This window comes from Bacillus sp. RK1064 (genome assembly GCF_051488405.1).
GTDB lineage: Bacteria > Bacillota > Bacilli > Bacillales > Bacillaceae > Bacillus.
In genome coordinates this window covers 442162-461505 of the sequence record NZ_JBPSCZ010000001.1, presented here as the reverse complement: position 1 = coordinate 461505, position 19344 = coordinate 442162, and the positions used below count along the sequence as shown (strand labels likewise).

General features: G+C 41.5%; 15 protein-coding genes and 1 pseudogene. 4 read left to right on the top strand and 12 right to left on the bottom strand.

Annotation, left to right across the window (positions count from 1 at the left end):
• Positions 1–122: 122 nt before the first annotated feature.
• Positions 123–548, bottom strand: a complete 426-nt coding sequence (locus ACSSTM_RS02525; protein ID WP_034660872.1) for a MarR family winged helix-turn-helix transcriptional regulator — start codon at positions 546–548, stop codon at positions 123–125.
• 415 nt (positions 549–963) lie between these two features.
• Complete coding sequence (locus tag ACSSTM_RS02520; protein WP_170938387.1) at positions 964–1323, bottom strand: winged helix-turn-helix transcriptional regulator; 360 nt, start codon at positions 1321–1323, stop codon at positions 964–966.
• Positions 1324–1544: 221 nt separating this feature from the next.
• On the opposite strand from ACSSTM_RS02520, the gene ACSSTM_RS02515 reads away from it, so the two are divergent.
• From ACSSTM_RS02515 to ACSSTM_RS02505, 3 genes and pseudogenes are all read left to right on the top strand, one after another.
• Entirely contained in the window at positions 1545–2291 is a 747-nt protein-coding gene (locus ACSSTM_RS02515) for an NADPH-dependent F420 reductase (RefSeq protein WP_034660874.1), read from the top strand.
• Between the two features lie 450 nt (positions 2292–2741).
• Positions 2742–3188: pseudogene (locus ACSSTM_RS02510) on the top strand (Tn3 family transposase); the annotation flags it as partial.
• A 198-nt stretch (positions 3189–3386) separates the two neighbouring features.
• A complete protein-coding gene (locus tag ACSSTM_RS02505) occupies positions 3387–3704 on the top strand; it encodes a BclA C-terminal domain-containing protein (RefSeq protein WP_223251529.1) in 318 nt (105 codons plus the stop codon).
• 20 nt (positions 3705–3724) lie between these two features.
• On the opposite strand, the gene ACSSTM_RS02500 is transcribed toward ACSSTM_RS02505, so the two are convergent.
• The 9 genes from ACSSTM_RS02500 to nirB (ACSSTM_RS02460) all read right to left on the bottom strand — a co-directional run bounded on the left by ACSSTM_RS02500 (position 3725) and on the right by nirB (ACSSTM_RS02460) (position 16425).
• Complete coding sequence (locus ACSSTM_RS02500) at positions 3725–4285, bottom strand: CatB-related O-acetyltransferase (RefSeq protein ID WP_034660875.1); 561 nt, start codon at positions 4283–4285, stop codon at positions 3725–3727.
• A 64-nt stretch (positions 4286–4349) separates the two neighbouring features.
• The gene (locus ACSSTM_RS02495; RefSeq protein WP_034660876.1) at positions 4350–5717 is read right to left on the bottom strand and encodes an MATE family efflux transporter; all 1368 of its coding nucleotides are present in this window, start codon (positions 5715–5717) and stop codon (positions 4350–4352) included.
• A 19-nt stretch (positions 5718–5736) separates the two neighbouring features.
• On the bottom strand, positions 5737–7221 hold the full coding sequence (gene dacB / locus ACSSTM_RS02490; RefSeq protein WP_342689673.1) for a D-alanyl-D-alanine carboxypeptidase/D-alanyl-D-alanine endopeptidase: 1485 nt from the start codon (positions 7219–7221) through the stop codon (positions 5737–5739).
• 127 nt (positions 7222–7348) lie between these two features.
• Complete coding sequence (locus ACSSTM_RS02485; protein WP_106037692.1) at positions 7349–8329, bottom strand: pectinesterase family protein; 981 nt, start codon at positions 8327–8329, stop codon at positions 7349–7351.
• Positions 8330–8411: 82 nt separating this feature from the next.
• Positions 8412–9155, bottom strand: coding sequence for a DUF421 domain-containing protein (locus tag ACSSTM_RS02480; RefSeq protein WP_187704574.1), 744 nt, complete (start codon positions 9153–9155; stop codon positions 8412–8414).
• Between the two features lie 27 nt (positions 9156–9182).
• Positions 9183–9506 carry a nitrite reductase small subunit NirD gene (nirD, locus tag ACSSTM_RS02475; RefSeq protein ID WP_034660879.1) on the bottom strand — a complete coding sequence of 108 codons (324 nt, stop codon included), beginning with the start codon at positions 9504–9506 and terminating at the stop codon, positions 9183–9185.
• 23 nt (positions 9507–9529) lie between these two features.
• Positions 9530–11944: a nitrite reductase large subunit NirB gene (gene nirB / locus ACSSTM_RS02470; RefSeq protein ID WP_420734949.1), complete on the bottom strand. Its 2415-nt coding sequence runs from the start codon at positions 11942–11944 to the stop codon at positions 9530–9532.
• A gap of 87 nt (positions 11945–12031) precedes the next feature.
• A complete protein-coding gene (nasC, locus tag ACSSTM_RS02465; protein WP_095285262.1) occupies positions 12032–14170 on the bottom strand; it encodes an assimilatory nitrate reductase catalytic subunit NasC in 2139 nt (712 codons plus the stop codon).
• Positions 14167–16425: a nitrite reductase large subunit NirB gene (gene nirB / locus ACSSTM_RS02460; protein ID WP_420734898.1), complete on the bottom strand. Its 2259-nt coding sequence runs from the start codon at positions 16423–16425 to the stop codon at positions 14167–14169. Before nirB (ACSSTM_RS02460) ends, nasC begins: the two co-directional genes overlap by 4 nt.
• A gap of 169 nt (positions 16426–16594) precedes the next feature.
• Here nirB (ACSSTM_RS02460) and ACSSTM_RS02455 point away from each other — a divergent pair, with 169 nt between their 5' ends.
• On the top strand, positions 16595–17797 hold the full coding sequence (locus ACSSTM_RS02455) for a nitrate/nitrite transporter (protein ID WP_420734897.1): 1203 nt from the start codon (positions 16595–16597) through the stop codon (positions 17795–17797).
• Positions 17798–17859: 62 nt separating this feature from the next.
• On the opposite strand, the gene gltD is transcribed toward ACSSTM_RS02455, so the two are convergent.
• Positions 17860–19344 carry a glutamate synthase small subunit gene (gene gltD / locus ACSSTM_RS02450; protein ID WP_420734896.1) on the bottom strand — a complete coding sequence of 495 codons (1485 nt, stop codon included), beginning with the start codon at positions 19342–19344 and terminating at the stop codon, positions 17860–17862.

The following is a 19344-nucleotide window of genomic DNA, read 5'->3' as shown; positions in this document are numbered from 1 at the left end:
ATCAATGTTTCAACTAGACGCATCCTCTTCAGTGGTTTCCTATAAACTTTTTCTTTTTCTTAGTAACTAAACGATATAGACTGATTTTATTTAGCATGCTAAATATCAACATAGAGAAAACTTTAGAATAAGTTTCTCTCCATTCTCTTCATAAGTTCCCTTAAGATTAAGCGTTCTTCCGGTAAAATTGAACCGAGTAATTTTTCTTGTTGCTGCTTCCATTTGAAATCAACAGGTTTCTCTAATTCTTTCCCTCTGTCAGTTAGGTAAATTCGCATAACCCTTGCATCTTGTTCATCACGTTTACGGTATATGAACCCATTTTGCTCCAACGATTTAACCATATTTGTTACCGTAGGCGGCTCACATTTTAAATGTTCACATAGTTGCATTTGTGTTATTCCATCACCTAACCACAAACGAGCGAGTAGTCTATCCTGGCCTACATGAAGATTAAGTTCTCTTAGATTTTCGCTATAATCTCGACGCATTTTGGATGAAATTTTATCTAATGACTCACGAATTTCGCATCCAACTATATCGTTCATAGGTATACCCCCACTACTACGATGTATTTAGTAAGCTAACTATATCATAGTTAAAAATTAGTTGTCCATCTAACTTAAGAGAACTACTCTCATTTTATCAGGCTGAATTTATCTAGAACGGACGACAAAGGGATATGGATCAATGCATCATTATCTGTTAAACACTGAAATGTCCGGATTCTGTATATTACACCGTTTTGCCTATCAACTTGTTGTATGGAGTAATTTTGTTACAGACACTAGAATAAAACAAATTCTCAATTTTTAAAAGAGGGCAATAAAAGTTGCCATAGTACATTTTTTTGTACTTAATAGCTTGGTATTACAAAAAAGCTGCCGCAATGACAGCCTAGGCCTTAAATCATTTAGTTTAGAATTAGGGGTAACTTGTAACCAATAAATGTGAGGGCCTTGGTTAGTCTGCCTGCTCCCCAAACTTCTTCCCGAACTCTTCCATCAAATCAATAATAGGGATCAATTCTTCCCCTTTTGAGGTTAGTGAATACTCAACACGAGGAGGAACCTCTGGAAAAACTTTGCGATTAATTAAACCATCCGTTTCCAGTTCTCGAAGTTGCTTTGTAAGAGAACCTTGTGAAATATCCCATAAAAAGGCTTTAATTTCACTATAGCGACGCTCTTTGGTCTTTAAATACCATAGAATTACATATTTCCAACGTCCGGAGAGGATATTTTGGGTATAAGCAATGCCATAAAATTCTCTTTGTTCCTTTATACACTCTTTATCAAATCCATCCTTACATATCCTAGACACCTTCTTCACCCGCTTTCTACTGTTAAGTACAAAAAACTGTACTACGTCAATTTTTATTGCCTACTTTAAAAAGATGAGAAATGATTTTATTCTAGTATATGTAACAGAAATACTCAATACTTTTTATTATCTAATATATGTTTACAATTTGATAAACATATGATTGTGTAACTTTAAGCTGAATAATTCTTTTATATACAAATACTTTAGGAGGAACAATTATGAGATATGGAATTATAGGTGCTGGACCAATTGGGTCAATTATTTCGAAAAAATTGGTTAAGATTGGACATGATGTCAAAATTGCAGATGCGCGAGGAATTGAACATTTAGAAGGAAAAGAACTTGCTGGAACAGCTGTGCGGGTAGAGGATGCCATTAAAAATATTGATGTTCTAATACTATCGCTCCCTATAAATGTACTTCCAAACATTCGGAACACTATCGATCAAGTTGGTGAGGCAGTCATCATTGTAGATACTTCAAATTATTATCCTTTTAGAAACGGTAAAATTGAAGAAATAGAGAACGGGATGGTTGAAAGTGTTTGGGTTTCAAATCAATTAGGCAGACCTATCATAAAAGCTTTCAACAACTTATTAGCCTACACTTTAGAACATGAAGGAAAATCCGAGGATTCTAGTGGACGAATCGCGATGGCAGTTGCTGGTAATGATCCTACACAAAAATACGAAATCATGGAAGTAGTAAACAAGTTAGGCTTTGACGCAGTAGACAGTGGTTCTTTAAGTGACTCTTGGAGACAGCAGCCAGGAACTCCTGCTTACTGCACAGAGTTAACAAAAGATGATCTTACGAAAGCGTTGAAAAAGGCAAATAAAGAAAAAGCACCCTTACTACGGGACAAGGTGATGGAACGGTTTGCAGAGCTCTTTGCAGAAAAAAAGGAAGGCGAATTTTCACATAAGGATATTGTGAATATAAACAGAGAAATATACAATTTATAAAAACAAAAGGTGCACTCAGTTAAGGTGTACCTTTTTGTATATCCATATATACCTATTTTGCTAAAAAAATCATAACTACTATTGGAAATTCTGAAAGATTCAAGAGTCCGTTAAGTTAGATCTTAATTCTTTCAAAACAGAATTTATTTATAATTATGTTTTAAATCCCTCTTCTACTAACCTGCCCTACACGTTTAAGAACATTCTTTCAAAAGGTTATCTAAAATGAAGACAGTGTTGCACAGTAATGGTCTAATCCGTATTACTTACTTACTTTCTTGTTCAACTTTACTGCCTTTGGTTTAAGTAAAGATCGTCACAATCATAACGAGTCAAACTGGAAATTCATTCAAACAATCCTCGACAATATGGCCTGATTGCGGAAAAGAGTAACTGGAGCTTTTAACTTTACTACTTTTTATAAAGTAGTGTTTGTTATGCAATTGCTGTAACAAAAAAGACCCTACTTATCAGGCCCTTTCTGAGTTGGGAAAAGTCATTAAAACCATTTTCTTGTGTGATTATATAGGCTCGGAAGACATTCGGAGAGAAATTAATGAAGGCCTCAATGTTGTAGAGAATTGGAATTCCGCCAACAGCTTTATTTTTTACGGAAAGGGTGGAGAAATTTCAACAAATAGATTGGAAGACCAGGAGGTTGCCGTTCTTTCCCTACATTTATTGCAAAATTGCCTCGTGTATATTAATACACTCATGATTCAATTTGTATTATCGGAAAAGCAGTGGCAAGATATGATGACACCTGAAGACTTAAGAGCGTTAAGTCCACTTATCTATAGCCATGTAAATCCTTATGGTATCTTTAAATTGGATATGATGGAGAGAATTCCAATCGAAGAAATACAATCAGAAAAAGAAAATACTTTGCATATTTAACTTTATTCCTTATTGCGGGTAGTGACAGCTTCGCTGGTACTACCCCGGATCAACGGGACCTACTGGAGTTACAGGAATCACTGGTGCAACTGGAACAGGTGGTTTTACGGATACAGCACTTTATGCTGCTAATAGTTCTGGCCCTACCATTGTTACTGTAGCCGGAGGAACGAATATTCCTTTGCAAACTTTCAAAACATTACTGGTTTTACAGCAAACGGCACAAGTACTGTTTTTACCGTTCTGCAAACTGGTAAATATTATATTACGTATCAAGTCAACACCACTGCAGCTCTTTTAATTAATACATGTTTGCTTTTAAATGGAGCAACTACTGTGCCTGGTTCTGTTCAATCACCTGTTATCTCTACTTCGTTTATCAATAATACTGTAATCGTTAATTTAACAGCTGGAAGCATCATTTCACTGCAGTTTTTTGGGGCAGTTGTCACAGCTGTTTTAGTTGGCGGGGGTGCTGCTGCAGGTGCTGCCTTGACCATCATACGGCTTAGCTAAACTAAAAAAGAAAGGCTTTTTCAGCCTTTCTTTTTTATGTCTTCTATTACATTTATACAATGTTCAATATCATGAGACTGCAAAAGGTGAAAAATAGATTGGATGATTGCAAACTCTAAATTCCACCATTCTAATAACTGCAGTTTTTCGATCATTTCGGATGAAAACCGATATTTCATGAGCTGCTGCGGATTTCCTGCAGCAATTGCATATGGCGGCACATCTTTTGTGATGACACTATTTGCTCCGATCACTGCTCCGTTCCCTATCCATACTCCTGACATAATCGTCGCGCCATATCCAATCCATACGTCGTGTCCTATCTGCACATCTCCCTTTGATTTGGGATGTCCTTTGATGTGGGCAGCTTCTTTGAAAATTTGATTAAACGGATACGTTGTGACCCAATCTGTCCGGTGTTCACCGCCAAGGAAAATTTTCACTTCGTTTGCGATGGAACAAAACTTCCCAATGTTTAGTGTCGCACCTTCCCCCCATGTCAGCACTTGGAAATCTGGTCCGGCATAAGAAAAATCACCGATATTGTGCGAGCTCAGTTCACTTCTTTGATTCAAAAACATAGAAGATCAGACCTCCTGAAAAGTGATAGATCTTCGTATGTATATGCTGCTTCACACTTTCACATTATGACTGAACAAGCGCTACAATTTGTTTTTTCTTCCATACGAGCTGATAGTAGCCGTATTGAAGGAGTAAGTTCACAAAGAAAGCCGCAGGATATCCAATCCATATGCCCTTGATGCCAAGGGATGTGTAGTGCGATAGCACATAAGCGACTGGTACTTCTACAAGCCAAATGGAGCAAATACTAAAGATTGTTGGCCATAAAACTGTTCCACTTGCTCTCATCGTGGCTGCAACAATTTGGGCCGTTCCAAAAATAAGATAGCTCCATAATGTAATGACGACCAAGCTATAGGCAATGTCAATCGTCTTAGAATCTGTTAAAAAGATAGATAAAATCTGTGGTGCAAAGAGATAAACGATGATAATAATGAATCCGCCTATGGCAAAATTGAGCCCTAACCCGATTTTTATCACATCTTTCAAGCGGTTGATATTCCCTGCACCGATGAATTGTGCTGCAAAGATAGAGACTGCAATGCCAAGACTCACTGCCGGCATCTGCACATAGCTCACGACTTGATTGACAACACCATAGGCAGCTGTGGCCTGTGATCCATAATCGTTGACAAAAGAAATAACAGCAATTTCTGATAAAGAAATAAGGATCATATTAATGCTCGATGGAATGCTGAGCTTTAATAATGTTTTTAGTAGATCCCCTTTCATCAATAAATGCTTTCTCACTGATGCATCAATGCGAAGCGGGTGCTTTGTCTTATATAAGTAGATATGCAGAATAATAAACGTCACAATGGTTGAAATCACAGAAGCATATGCAGCGCCGTATAAACCAAATGCCGGCAGTCCCAGCCAGCCAAATAATAAAATGGGCAGCATTAAAATATTCGTAGCCGTACTAATCATTAAGAAATAAAAAGGCGTTTTTGAATCCCCAGTTCCTCGCAGGAAGGTCGTGTAAACAAAATAAAGAAATAAGATCGGCATTGAGATGAATAGAATTCTGGCATATGCCGCACTTTCCTCCACAATATTTGCAGGTGTTCCCATGAGATTTAGGATGTCTGTTGCAAATAAACCTCCAATGATCGCTAAAGAAAGTCCGATTAAAAAGGTGAATGAAAGCGTTGTGCCAATAATTTCTTTTAATCTTTTTTCATTTTTCGCTCCATACGCTTGTCCAATAAGGATGGAACTTCCCGATCCAATTCCAATGGAAAAAGAAACGAGTAAAAAGAAAAGCGGAAAGAATGCAGAAATAGCAGCTACTGCATCCTCTCCAATCCATCTACCGACAAGAACGATGGATACAAGCTGTCCGATTGATTGCAAAATATTGCTAAGCAAAAGCGGGACGAGAAAAATGGACATGGTTTTTACTAAAGATTGATTGTTATCTAACGTCATGATGGTACTCCTTCTCTATCTAAAGATTCTCAGCTAAAATGCTGACAATATGGTCTTCTATCTCTTTCCCTTTTTCGTCATCAACAAGATGATTTAATAAAATGGAAAAGGCGACCGTCTTTCCGCTCTTCGTGTCAATATATCCAGAAAGTGTGCTAACCGTTGTTAATGAACCTGTTTTTGCACGTACTTTTTCTAGTGTAGCTGGTTCTTTCAATCTGTTCCTTAACGTCCCTCCGACCATTCGTTCACTTGCCCCTGCTAACGGAAGCGCATGTTCATAGGTCTTAAACCATTTTTCCTTTTGAATGTTTGTCAAAAATAACGTGAACTGGTTGGCAGAAACAAGGTTAATAGGTGATATGCCCGACCCATCTCGCAGCACTGCATGCGAAGGATCGATGCCAAACGCGGGAAGCCGTTCATACATGACATCCAGTCCATCCTCAAAGCTCCCTTTGCTTTTCACTTGTTTTCCAAGTTCCTTTAGCAAAATTTCTGCATGGGTATTGTTGCTGAGTTTCATCATGGGAACAAGCAGATCTGATAAAGGCATCGATGAATGGGTGGCAATTTTCTTGGCTTTTTTAGGAACTTGTTTTGTTTTAAGCGGTCCTTTTACTTGAATCCCTTCCGCCTTTAACGCTCGTTTCATTAAATCTAACGCATAAGTGGTTGGCTCCCATAACGCTACCCATTGTCTAGATGAACTCGCTTTAACCGGAATGGTTCCAGTCAACGTAATCTTGTTTGTGCCGTGAGAGCGCTTAAAAGAAATCTTCTTTTCTCCGCCTTCTGGCACGGTTTTTACTTGATTCATGATTTGAGGGACAGAAGTCTTCGGGATGATGTCATAGGTCGCTTTTTGCCCTGCTTTCTTTCCTGGTTTTACTTCGAGAATCACGGTTCCTGCATCATAATCTTGATTCGGTGAAGCTGTGAGAGCAGAGATTTGTGCACCGTAATATTGATCCTCATCACTCCAAGGCAAATCAATAGAATATCGCGTATCATCATACCAAGTGTCATCTGCCGCAAGCTGTCCGCGAATGGTATGTATTCCGGCCTTTTTCACTTGTTTGGCAAGTGCTGCAAAATCCTCTTCTAATAAAGTCGGATCCCCGGTACCGCGTAGATACAGGTTGCCATGTAACGTTTTCTTTTGAATAGAACCATCCATCCAGATATCTGTCAGGAATGTGTGTGTTTCTCCTAGTATATCAAGGGCGATGGCTGATGTGAGCAGTTTCATATTAGAAGCAGGAGTAAGACGAATATCGGCTTGATGTTCATAAAGAAGAGAGGAGTCAGAAGTATTGCGGACGCTGATGCCGGAGATCGCGCCCTCTAAATCAGGTGCTGTTCGTATGAATTCATCTAAAGCTGTCATCCACGGCAGTGAGTCGTTACGAGCTGTAAGTTGATCATCTTTTGCTGAAAAAGGGAGAAATAAAATCGACAGGATACATATTTGTAAAAACAAGAGCTGTGAAAAACGCTTCACGCAATCCCTCCTTTTTTATCGCAGCCAATTTTAGAAGAATATGTTCATTATACACAAAAGAACGTTTGTTCTCAAAGGTTTTTTAAACAGAAAAGTCAGCTTTCTTTGACGAAAACTGACAAGCCCTTTACCTTTTTTCTGGATTCCAGCCATCGGCTCCGCCAAGAACAGCTTGCACCGTGATTTGACTTGCTTCGTTTTTCGTTAAAATATTGGACCATTTTACGCGATTTGCTACATTGCTTCCGGTCCCAGTCGATCCATATTCTTTATATCTTGCTGTTCTTTCGTTATCACGGTTATCCCAGTTATGCCATCCCTCTGCCTTAATATGTTCATCCATTTTTGTATAGAGGAATGTCACAGCGGAATGAGGCCTCCACGGACGTCCTAAATAAACCGATTGAGCAGCTGCCGTCCCCTTTTTCAACGTAGAATCGATGAATACATAACCATACCTTTGTGCTTCTGTTGTGGATGCTGCAGTAATATACCCATTTCCAAGACTTTTTATTTCAGCTCTTTTAAACACAGCTGTGGCTGATCCAAAAATAAAATCGACCGTGCCCTCGATATAGCAGTTTTCATAATATTGCCGGCCTGAGCCTGTTGCATAAAGTGTATCTTGATACCCTAAGACTCTTATTTGTTTGAACGCAGCCCGGTCGCCAGACACATACAGCGCAACCGCCTGACCAGCATGTCTGCCAGCTGTATTTTGAAAGGTGATATTTTCTGCGTAAAAGTCGTTCGAACGAATCATAGTGCTGGAGCTATTTGTTGTGCTGCCAGTACTTGCATTTGTATCATCATACGTCAGAATCGTCTTGTGCTGGTTTTCGCCGATAAAGGACACGTGTGGTTTATTTTGAGGAAGCAGGATCTTTTCTTTATATACACCATTTTTAATATAGATCGTTACGCGCTGTTGATTGTTCGCTGGAATCGCATCAATGGCAGACTGAACGGTTCGAAACGAGCCATTTCCCTTTTGATCGACCACAAGGACGCGGTTTGTTTGATTCTGATGTTCGGCTGCTTGAAGTGAAGCTGAGTTAAATAGTAATAAAGACAAGACGACCACAAGCCATACCTTTCCATACTTCATCGCACATCTCCTCCTCTTTGTGAACATTTTCAATCAAACATTCTTTTTGATCCTATTCATGACACACAAAAAAAACACCCACTTAATTTTGTTGTGGATGTTTTTTAGACTTTTCATATTTCATCGCATAAATCCCTTCATTTTCAATCCATTCACAAAATAGAACATCTCGATGAGAAGAAATGTGCTGCTTTTTTAATTGCTCACTCAGCCATGTTTCGTCAAAGCCAGCTTCTTGTAGGTCATCTTTTAAAATTTCGCCATCAATAATAAATGTTCTAGGCAATTTGACTTCTTTTCCCTTCACGTTCACATCTTCTGCTGTGGCAGTTGCGTATTTCATTTTCGGAAGAACACTGACAGAGCCGTCTGTTTCCAAAATGGCATATTCTATTTCATGCAAGGCAAAATGACCTTTCGCGCGAATCAGTGTCTGCAGCTGATTGAGATCAAGCATATTTTTCTTCAAACGATTGTAGTGAATGTTCCCTTTATCAATGACAAGCGTAGGTCTTCCTTCTAAAAAGGCTCGAATACCTTTAAAGCGTTGTGAAAACCATTCAACTGTATAGATGAGAACGCCCCATACCGCAACAGCAAACAAAATGTGCTGAATCTTGACTTCTGGGTCAAAAATGGCGTTTCCGACCATTTCGCCTAAAATCAGTGCAGAAATAAAATCAAACGGCGTGATTTGTGCAAACTGTGTTTTCCCTAATAATTTTGTAATAAAAAATAAGGCGAAAAACCCGATAAATAGTTCAATCAAAATACTAAAAAACGGCACAGAAATTCCTTCCTTTCTTGCTGCATTTACATACAGCATATACATGAAAGGAAGGATCTAAACTATTTATGAGGGCAATAAAATAAAGACATCGTCCCCCTCGACCAATGTTTCATACGTTTTAACGCATCCGTGATCTGGTGCTTGAACGTTCCCTGACGAAAGATCAATCTTCCAATCATGCATTGGACAGAAGACATGGTCTCCACTTACCATTCCTTCAGCCAGAACACCGCCTTTATGAGGGCAGCGGTTTTCAATGGCTTTGAACTGCTTATTAGAGGTTTGAAAAACAGCTAATTCAAGAGTACCGGCTGCGACTGTTTTCCCTAGCTGCAGCGGAAAATCTGATAGGGTGCCAATGTGAACTTTTACAACTGAAACTGTCATATGATCTCATCCCTTCAATTGATTTATACAGAAGCCGTCGCTTTTTGAAATAATTGTTTCGTGTCTTTTTGACTCTCGCGCAGCTCCTGCCAAGGCTCCTCATACGTTGACAGTGCGATGTCCATTCTTTGGATTAAGGCTTCTCGTTTCTCATCATCTAGGAGTACTGATTGAATATGATCTAATCCAAGTCGTTCAACCCAAGCAGAGGTTCTTTCTAGATAATTTGCCGTTTCTCTGTAATATTGAAGGTATGCAGCCGCCACTTGCTCTACTTCTTCTTCTGTACTGACCTTCATCAATAAATCTCCAGCCCGCAAGTGTGTGCCGCCATTTCCGCCGGCGTACAATTCAAACCCTCCATCAATTCCCACAATGCCAAGGTCTTTAATGCCAGATTCTGCACAGTTTCTAGGGCAAGCAGAGACAGCCATTTTGACTTTATGCGGTGTCGCAAGACCTTCGAATTTCTTTTCAAGTGCAATGCCAAGAGCCATCGAGTCCTGTGTGCCGAACCGGCAAAATTGTTCTCCAACACAAGTTTTGACCGTTCTTAAAGATTTTCCGTATGCATAACCAGATGGCATATCCAGGTCTGCCCATACTTTAGGTAAATCTTCTTTTTTGACACCTAGAAGGTCGATACGCTGGCCGCCAGTCATTTTCACAAGCGGTATTTCATATTTGTCGACGACATCAGCTATTTTTCTCAGATCATTTGCATTTGTCACGCCGCCGTACATCCGCGGAACAACCGAATATGTGCCATCTTTTTGAATATTGGCATGCATGCGTTCATTCACAAATCGTGAGCTCTTTTCATCTTTGTACTCAAGAGGTTGAAGCATGCCTAAATAATAATTCAGGGCAGGTCGGCATTTTGAACAGCCTTCCTCTGTCTCCCAGTCAAGTACGTTCATCACTTCTTTGACATGCTGCAGGCCCTTCTCTTTGATTTCATGAATGACTTCATCTCGTGAAAGAGTGGTGCAGGCGCAGATGGTTTCTTTTTGGGCTGTTCGGTTCGCATCATCGCCCAACGTGTGCCAAAGAATCTCTTCGACAACGGGCTTGCAGCCTCCACATGATCGTGAGGCACTTGTACATTGCTTCACTTCCTGAATCGTTGTTAAGCCTTCTTTTTGAATGGCTTCCACAATCTGACCCTTTGAGACACCATTACAGCCGCAAACGATATGGTCATTTGCCATGCTTTCAATCGTGCTTTCTTGCGCCGGATCATTCGAGGTTAAGACAGATACCTTCTCCATATCCGACATATCTACCCCTTCTCTAATATACGAGAATAGACGAGGTCCATCGCTTGTTTCTCCAAACATGACGGCACCTACTAATCGGTTTTGCTGGAAGACTAGTTTTTGATAGATGCCTTTTTGTTCGTCAAAGATTTTGATCGCTTTTTTCTCATCGTTTTCTATAAAGTCACCAGCTGAAAACACGTCAACCCCCGATACTTTCAGTTGCGTTGACAGAACAGAGCCTTCATATGGCACAGGATTCATGTCACATACATGCCCAGCAAGCACATTCGCTTGATCGTATAAAGGAGCGACAAGCCCGTACGTTTGTCCTCTGTGTTCTACACATTCTCCGACGGCATAAATGCCTGGGACACTCGTTTCCATGAAATCATTGACAATAATACCTCGGTTCACTTCAAGGCCGCTTATCTCTGCAAGCATTTTACTTGGTTTAATTCCTACAGCCATGACGACTAGGTCTGTCTCAAGTGTCGTGCCATCTGAAAATGATAACCCTTCAACTCTTGTATCTCCTAAAATCTCATTTGTCTGTTTTCCTAACAGGAAGTTCATGCCCTGTTCTTCTAATGCTTTTTGTAGAAGCTGACCTGCAATAGGGTCTAGCTGGCGTTCCATTAAATGAGAGCTGAGGTGAATGACATTCACTTCCATGCCTAAGTTGAGTAGGCCGCGTGCTGCTTCCAGTCCAAGAAGGCCGCCTCCAATGACTGCTGCTTTTTTGTACCTGCTAGAGGCATTGACCATTTCCTCTGTGTCTTGCAATGTACGAAAGGCCGTCACGCCTTTTTTATCACTCCCTGGAATCGGCAGGATAAACGGAAGTGACCCTGTTGCTAAAATCAATCGGTCATAATGCACGGTCCGTCCTTGATCACTGGTGACTGTTTGGTTATCTGTATCGATCTTCACAATGGTCTCATTTGTAAACAACTGAATATCATGCTCCTGATACCAATTCCAATCGTTTAGTGTAATATCTTCAACCTTCGTATCTCCTTGAAGCACCTTCGATAAAAGAATCCGGTTATAGTTAGGATGCGGTTCACTTCCAAATACCGTCATGTCGAATCGTTCGCTGTCTGCTTTTAAAATGTTTTCGAGGCTTCGAATGCCAGCCATACCGTTCCCCACTAATACGAGTTTTTCTTTCACGATAAAACACCCCTCATGTGATCATTTTTTAGAAAGTACCATCATCTAAACATAGATGGAAAATACATGTTATGATTTCTCACATATTTTTTAATTCACATAGGCTGACAGCTGTACAGGACAATATTTAAAGCCTGGCATTTTACTGTGCGGATCTAGTTGTTCACTAATTAATTGATTAATGGATTGATGTTTACTCCAGTGAAATGGAACAAACACGGTATCTTTTCGAATGGTGTCTGATATGCGGCATCTCATGATGACACTTCCTCTTTTTGACTGGATGGTCACAAGCTCCCCGTGCTGAAGTCCATACGTTTTTGCTGTGTCAGGATGAAGCTCTGCATAAGATTCAAACTGCCGGGCAACAAGAGAGGTACTTTTTCTTGTTTGAACGCCCGTTTGGTAGTGAGCCATCACTCTGCCCGTCGTTAAATAAAGAGGATATTCTTGACTGACTGGTTCCTTTGCCACATTTTTTCCGTGTGTGACGACGGCAAACTTTGCTAAACTGTCAGAATGTGAGAATGCATGTTCAAATAATCTTTCGGTTCCTGGGTCTTCTAGATGCGTACAAGGCCATAATATGCCTTGCTCCTTCCTCAGTCTTTCATAGGTCATGCCTGAGTAATCCGCTTTTGCGCCTTTCGTTGCGGCTCTTAATTCTTCAAAAATCTCTTCTGCGGATGAAAAGGAGAAATAGCCGCTTTTGCCTAATACAGCTGCTATATCACAAATGATTTGCCAATCGTGTTTTCTTTGATGCTTAAGTGGATAGGTTGCTTCTCTAAGCGTAACGCGCCCCTCTACATTTGTCACCGTACCTTCATCCTCTAAATATGACGAAGTAGGTAAAATTACATCTGCCAGCGCAGCTGTCTCAGACATAAATAAATCAACAGCTACAAAAAAGGACAATTTCTTGATGGCTTGTTGAATAAAGCGCGCGTGCGGGCCTGACTGAACGGGGTTTGAGCACATTAAAAAGAGCGCTTTTATTTCTCCTTCCTGCATTTTTTCAAACATCTCAAAAGCAGACACGCCTTTTCCAGGGAGTTCTTTTTCATCAATGTTCCATATGTCAGCTATTTCTTTTCTGTGAGCAGAATTTGTGATATCTCGATACCCTGGAAGCTGATCTGCTTTTTGTCCATGCTCTCTTGCCCCCTGGCCATTTCCTTGCCCGGTTATTGCGCCATAGCCGCACCCAACGCGGCCGATCTTCCCAGTAACAAGCAGAATATTCAGGAAATTTCGTACAGATGCTGTCCCGTCTATTTGCTGCTCAATGCCTCTTGCTGTGAAAATCATGCCTGTCTTTTCTTGTGCGAATTTCCTTGCTATTTTCTGCAGAACTTCAATCGTCACACCGGTTTGCTCAGCAATGTTTGAGAGGGACATGCGCGAGACGTGCTCCTTTAATTCTTGGAACCCTGACGTTCGAAGACGAATAAATGATTCATCTATTAAATGTTCATGAAGCATAATGTGCAAGATGCCGTTTGCCAGTGCAGCATCTGATCCTGGTTTCAGGCTGACATGTACATCGGCTAATTGGGCTGTCTGTGTTTTGCGCGGATCGATGACGATGAGAAATGCACCGTTTTTTTTCGCCTCTTCGACGTACGGCATGAAGGTTGGCTGACATTCTGCTATATTCGTTCCAACCAATATCAATACCCGTGTATGCTTGATGTCACTGAGAGGAAACGTAAGACCCCGGTCAAGTCCGAATGTTTGATTCGCCGCAGTTGCTGCTGACGACATACAAAGTCTCCCGTTGTAATCGATGTATTTCGTTTTCAGCGCCACTCTCGCAAACTTTCCCAGTAAGTACGCCTCCTCATTTGTAATAGATGCGCTTCCGTACACACTGATGGCATCATGCCCGTGTGCCATCTGAAGGGATTCCATGTTTGTTTTGATTTCATTAAGTGCCTCCTGCCATGACGCTTTTACAAATTGTCCGTTTCTTTTGATGAGCGGGTGATTCAAACGTTCTTTGTGCAGTGCGTGCTGGTGTGCATGCTGCCCTTTCATACAAAGTCTCCCGTGCGTAGTTGGATTGTGTACGCCAATCGTTTGATATCTGGTTCGTCCTTCCACATGCTGCTCTACTAGCTGCATTTTGCACTGCATACTGCAAAATGGACATTGGGATTGATACACTCGCTTTCGTTCTTCCTGCTCTGATATTTGCTGGGCATATCGTAAAAAAGACTGACTCATACCTTCACATCCTTTTGTCTGCTTTGGTCAAATTGTTCACAGAGCTCTTTTCTTCTTTCCTCATCAAGCAATTTTTCTCGAATAGAAATAAGTCCATATCGGAGAAGCCAATCGCCGATGGATTCTTGAAAGTATGCACTTTTTCTATAATCTTCAAGCAGCGCTTTTAAAAAAGGGATCAGCTCACTTGATTGAGGCAAAGTGTAAAAAAGCTGGCCGGCCTTCGGCTGACATACGTCACCTCCTATATAAATGTTCCATTCCCCCAGCTGTCTCTTCATGCAAATGTCATATATTGGAGCTAGTTTACACGTGCAGGAAGAGCCGGCGACATGAATAGAGGTGACGGCTGGTAAAAGTGTGTCTTCTACTTGTCTTTCAAACTCCATTACTAGTGCTGTGACAGCTGGATCGTGACTACAATCACATGTAAGGACATGAGATAGTCTTCTTTTCTCTTTCGCCATGATGGGCCAATGTTTTTTGACGATCTGTGCCGCCTGTTTTGACACGCCGATGAGCCGTATTCGCTTATGCTCTGTCAGCTCTGCCTGATCAATCAGTTTTTGTTCTAACAAAGACGTCATGATTTTCAGGTAATCCAGTTCAAGACTCCCTCCGTATAGCTGAGGCAGCATGTCTTCTTGATCAGCATCGCTGATTTTTTCAATCGGTGATTGAAATTGCTCGAGATAGTATGGAATGGCAGACCTGCAGTTGCTGCAGCCGTTCTCTGTTTTCCAATGAAAATGTCTTCTGATTTCCTCCACATTCAGCAGCAGTTGCTTTTTGATAAACGAAAAAATGGTCTGCTTATCAGCTTCTGTACATGAACAAAAAGAGGCCGGCTCATCTATTTGTTCATGTGATGATAACTGACAGCAGGCACGGACGAGCTCTTGACAGCCGCCGCAGCCGGTTGCTGCTCCTGTTTGTTTTTGAACCTCTTCTAAGCTTGTCAGCTGATGGACGGATATGGTGTTCAAAATCGTCCCTTTTGTAACGCTTTGACATTGGCAGACGAGATCGTCCATTTTTAATGAATCTAGAGGAGATGGCTGCTCCTCATGAAGAGCTTTCATGACGACACTTTTATCACGCCCCACTTTCACATCTTGCAAAAGCTGATCGGCTTTCTCCAGTTCTCCAACTAATAAAAAACCTGTTAGCGCCTCGCGTTCAAAGACGAATTTTTTATACACTTCTTGCTCTTCATCTAAATATGTCACCACTGACGTATACGGAGAATGGTGTTCAATACATCCCGCAGAATAGATAGGCATGTCAGGTACTTTTAATTTTGTTGAGTAAATAGGTTGAGGTACAGATGTAATTTGCTCGCCTAATAGATGATTGGCAAGTGCATTTGCTTGTTCATAAATGGGCTGAACAAGGCCATGCACCATTCCTTTATGCTCTGCACATTCCCCAATGGCATAAATATCTTGGACATTTGTTTGCATCATATCATTGACGACAATGGCTTTTCGCGTATGAATGCCGTGATTCTTTGCAAGCTGTATGTTTGGACGGATACCTGTTGTGAAGACAACAAGATCAGCATCCACGATGTCGCCATTTTTCAATAGAACGCCTTCTACCCTCTCGTCCCCTAAGCATGCAATGGTATGGGCATTTGTTTTCACCTGAATGCCCTTGCGCGTTAATTGCTGCTGTAATAGACTAGCAGCCGTTTCATCTAATTGGCGCTGCATGAGCCACTCGGCATGATGAATAATGGTTGTCTCAAGTCCCGCAATCTGCAGGCCAGCCGCCACCTCTACACCAAGCACACCGCCTCCGACCACTGCTGCTCGTTGATAACGCATCGCATCCGCACAAATGGCCTCATAATCATCAATTGTACGAAACGCATAAATCCCTTTTTTGGATACGCCCTGAATAGGAAGAAAATACGGCAATGATCCTGTTGCGATGACGAGCTTGTCATAGGAAATTTCCCGGCGCGCATCTGTCATGATACACTTCTTGTTTGTATCGATATGGACGACTGTTTCTCCTTTGTACATGATGATGTCATGCGCGGTGTACCATTCTTTTTCCTTGAGTTCAATTTGAGATAATGAGTCGCTTTTTTGTAAAATCGATGAAAGTTTTATTCGATTGTAGGCAGGGTGCTTCTCTTTTCCAATGACTGTTATGGCATAGTGTTCTGGCTGTTTTTGAACCATCTGTTCGATACATTTCATACTCGCCATGCCGTTTCCGATAAACACGAGTTTGCGTTTTGCCATATGAAATCAACCTCTCTAAGCTTCTTGCCCAACACATTGTATGGATAGATTATGGCACATGCCTGTAAAAAAGTGTGTAATCATGTCAATTTTTCTAACATGATACTTTTATTACTTGGGATAACTCGCTATCTTTAAGTCAGAAAATTCAAAATAGAGGAGGCATTTTATGAAACTCTCAGAGTTAAAATCAAGTGGTCACCCTAAGACATTGCTAAGTTCCTTTTTATATTTCGATGTGAGCTTTATGATCTGGGTCTTATTAGGGGCACTGGGTGCTTTTATTGCGCAAGACTTTGCTTTATCGACCGCAGAGAAAGGCATGATTGTTGCCATTCCGATTTTATCTGGTTCTTTTTTTCGGATTGTACTTGGCTTATTCACTGATCGTATAGGACCTAAGAAGACAGCGGTAATTGGCATGCTTTTCACCACCATCCCGCTCATCTGGGGGTTCATCGCTGGTACAACCCTTTCCGAGCTCGTGCTGATTGGTATTTTGTTAGGAGTAGCAGGAGCAAGCTTTGCTGTTGCTTTGCCAATGGCAAGCCGCTGGTATCCTCCTCATTTACAAGGCGTGGCCATGGGGATTGCAGGTGCCGGTAACAGCGGAACACTGATCTCCACACTATTTGGTCCACGTCTTGCCGAGATTTATGGATGGCATGCAGTCATGGGGCTCGCCCTGATTCCGTTAAGTCTTGTCTTTTTGTTTTTTATTTTCACAGCAAAAGATGCACCAAATCAGCCCGCTCCAAAGCCGCTACGGTCGTATTTTTCAGTATTTCAGGTGAAATCGACATGGTTTTTCTGCCTGCTTTATGCGATTACATTCGGAGGATTTGTCGGGCTTTCCAGTTTTCTCAGTATTTTCTTTGTGGATCAATATGGTATCTCGAAAATTCATGCAGGTGATTTTGTGACTCTTTGTGTGGCGGCGGGCAGCTTCTTTCGCCCCATCGGTGGTCTCATTGCGGATAAAATAGGTGGAATGAAAGTACTGCTTGGATTATTCGCATTCATCGGCATCTGCTTAGGAGGGGTGAGCAGTCTTCCAGCTTTACCTTTGGTCATTACCCTTTTATTTACCGGGATGATGTGTCTCGGGATGGGGAATGGCGCAGTTTTTCAGCTGGTGCCTCAAGTATTTCATAAAGAAATTGGGATCGTGACCGGAATTGTTGGTGCTGCTGGGGGCATTGGCGGCTTCTTTTTACCTAATATTCTGGGCAGTTTAAAAGAAGTGACGGGCTCATATATGTTTGGCTTTTTGACCATTTCTCTTTTTGTTCTAGTTGTCTTTATTTGTTTAGTCATATCGCAGCTTAAACGCAAAAAAGTCATCATCAACCACACCATTTCTGAATCATAAAAAGCCATGACCACTCTTTGGCCATGGCTTTTCTTTATATGTGTAAACACCCTTTGTATGACCTATTTTGGCAGAACCGAACTCCCCATTAAATAACGGTCTACCTCGTGCGCCACTTGTCTGCCTTCATTAATCGCCCAGACAATCAAGCTTTGCCCGCGTCTTGCATCTCCCGCTGCAAATACGCCTTCTACATTTGTTGTATACTCCCCATACTTTGCGTCAATGCGATTGTTTTTGCTGTCCACGCCAAAGTGTTTCACGAGTGGCTGTTCAGTTCCCTCAAAACCAATTGCAATAAAGACTAGCTGAGCAGGCCATACCTTTTCTGTCCCTGGAATCTCATGAAATTCAAACTTCCCCTGTTCGTTTTTCACCTTTTCCATTTGAATGGTATGAAGCTCTTTTAATTTCCCATTTTTGTCTGCCACAATTTTTGTGGTTTGAATGGAATATTGACGCGGATCTTCTCCGAATTTTGCTTGTGCTTCTTCATAAGCATAATCCAGTGAGAAGACGTAAGGCTGTTCAGGCCACATGTTATCCCCTACACGTGTATCCGGAAGTTTTGGGTGCTTCCCGAACTGAACAACACTTTTTGCTTTTTGGCGAAGTGCAGTTGCGACGCAATCCGCACCTGTATCTCCCCCGCCAATGACAATGACGTCTTTTCCTTTTGCATCAATGAAGTTTTTGTCTTTAAATCCTGAATCAAGCATGCTTTTTGTTGCGAGGGTTAAATAATCCATCGCAAGGTGAATCCCTTTAGCTTCCCGGCCTTCAATCAACAGGTCACGCTGCTTCTGTGCACCTGTACAAAGGATGACCGCATCAAACTGTTCTTTCAGTTCGTCGGCAGTGACATCCACGCCGATTTCTGTGTTCGGTACAAAATCAATGCCTTCTTGTCTCAACAGTTTGACTCTTCGCTCCACCACTTCTTTGTCCAGCTTCATGTTTGGAATGCCGTATGTCAGCAGCCCGCCAAGGCGGTCAGACCGTTCGAACACTGTTACGGCGTGGCCTGCTTGGTTTAATTGATCCGCACTTGCAAGTCCTGCTGGCCCTGAGCCGACAATGGCAATCTTCTTGCCTGTACGGCTTGAAGGAATTCTTGGTGTGATCCATCCATTTTCAAAGCCTTTATCAATGATCGTCCGTTCGATATTTTTAATCGAAACGGCTGGATCATTGATGGCAACTGTACATGACCCTTCGCAAGGTGCTGGACATACTCTCCCAGTAAATTCTGGGAAATTATTTGTTTTTTGCAGTCTTTCGAGAGCTTCTTTCCATCTCCCGCGGTACACAAGGTCATTCCATTCTGGAATTAAATTGTAGATCGGGCAGCCTGAGACGCCGCCCCTGATCTCCATCCCAATTTGACAAAACGGTGTGCCGCAATCCATACATCTAGCGCCCTGCTTCTTCAATACGTCATCTGTATAAGGAGCGGAATATTCTTTCCAGTCATTTTGACGAGTGAGAGGGTCACGTTCATTTGGCTTTTCTCTTTTATAATCCATAAAACCTGTTGCTTTGCCCAT

Coding starts and splice junctions, on each gene's coding strand:
- ACSSTM_RS02525 (WP_034660872.1), bottom strand. CDS start 548: ATGAACGATATAGTTGGATGCGAAATTCGTGAGTCATTAGATAAAATT.
- ACSSTM_RS02515 (WP_034660874.1), top strand. CDS start 1,545: ATGAGATATGGAATTATAGGTGCTGGACCAATTGGGTCAATTATTTCG.
- ACSSTM_RS02500 (WP_034660875.1), bottom strand. CDS start 4,285: ATGTTTTTGAATCAAAGAAGTGAACTGAGCTCGCACAATATCGGTGAT.
- ACSSTM_RS02495 (WP_034660876.1), bottom strand. CDS start 5,717: ATGACGTTAGATAACAATCAATCTTTAGTAAAAACCATGTCCATTTTT.
- ACSSTM_RS02485 (WP_106037692.1), bottom strand. CDS start 8,329: ATGAAGTATGGAAAGGTATGGCTTGTGGTCGTCTTGTCTTTATTACTA.
- ACSSTM_RS02480 (WP_187704574.1), bottom strand. CDS start 9,155: ATGCTGTATGTAAATGCAGCAAGAAAGGAAGGAATTTCTGTGCCGTTT.
- nirD (WP_034660879.1), bottom strand. CDS start 9,506: ATGACAGTTTCAGTTGTAAAAGTTCACATTGGCACCCTATCAGATTTT.
- nasC (WP_095285262.1), bottom strand. CDS start 14,170: ATGAGTCAGTCTTTTTTACGATATGCCCAGCAAATATCAGAGCAGGAA.
- nirB (WP_420734898.1), bottom strand. CDS start 16,425: ATGGCAAAACGCAAACTCGTGTTTATCGGAAACGGCATGGCGAGTATG.
- ACSSTM_RS02455 (WP_420734897.1), top strand. CDS start 16,595: ATGAAACTCTCAGAGTTAAAATCAAGTGGTCACCCTAAGACATTGCTA.
- gltD (WP_420734896.1), bottom strand. CDS start 19,344: ATGGGCAAAGCAACAGGTTTTATGGATTATAAAAGAGAAAAGCCAAAT.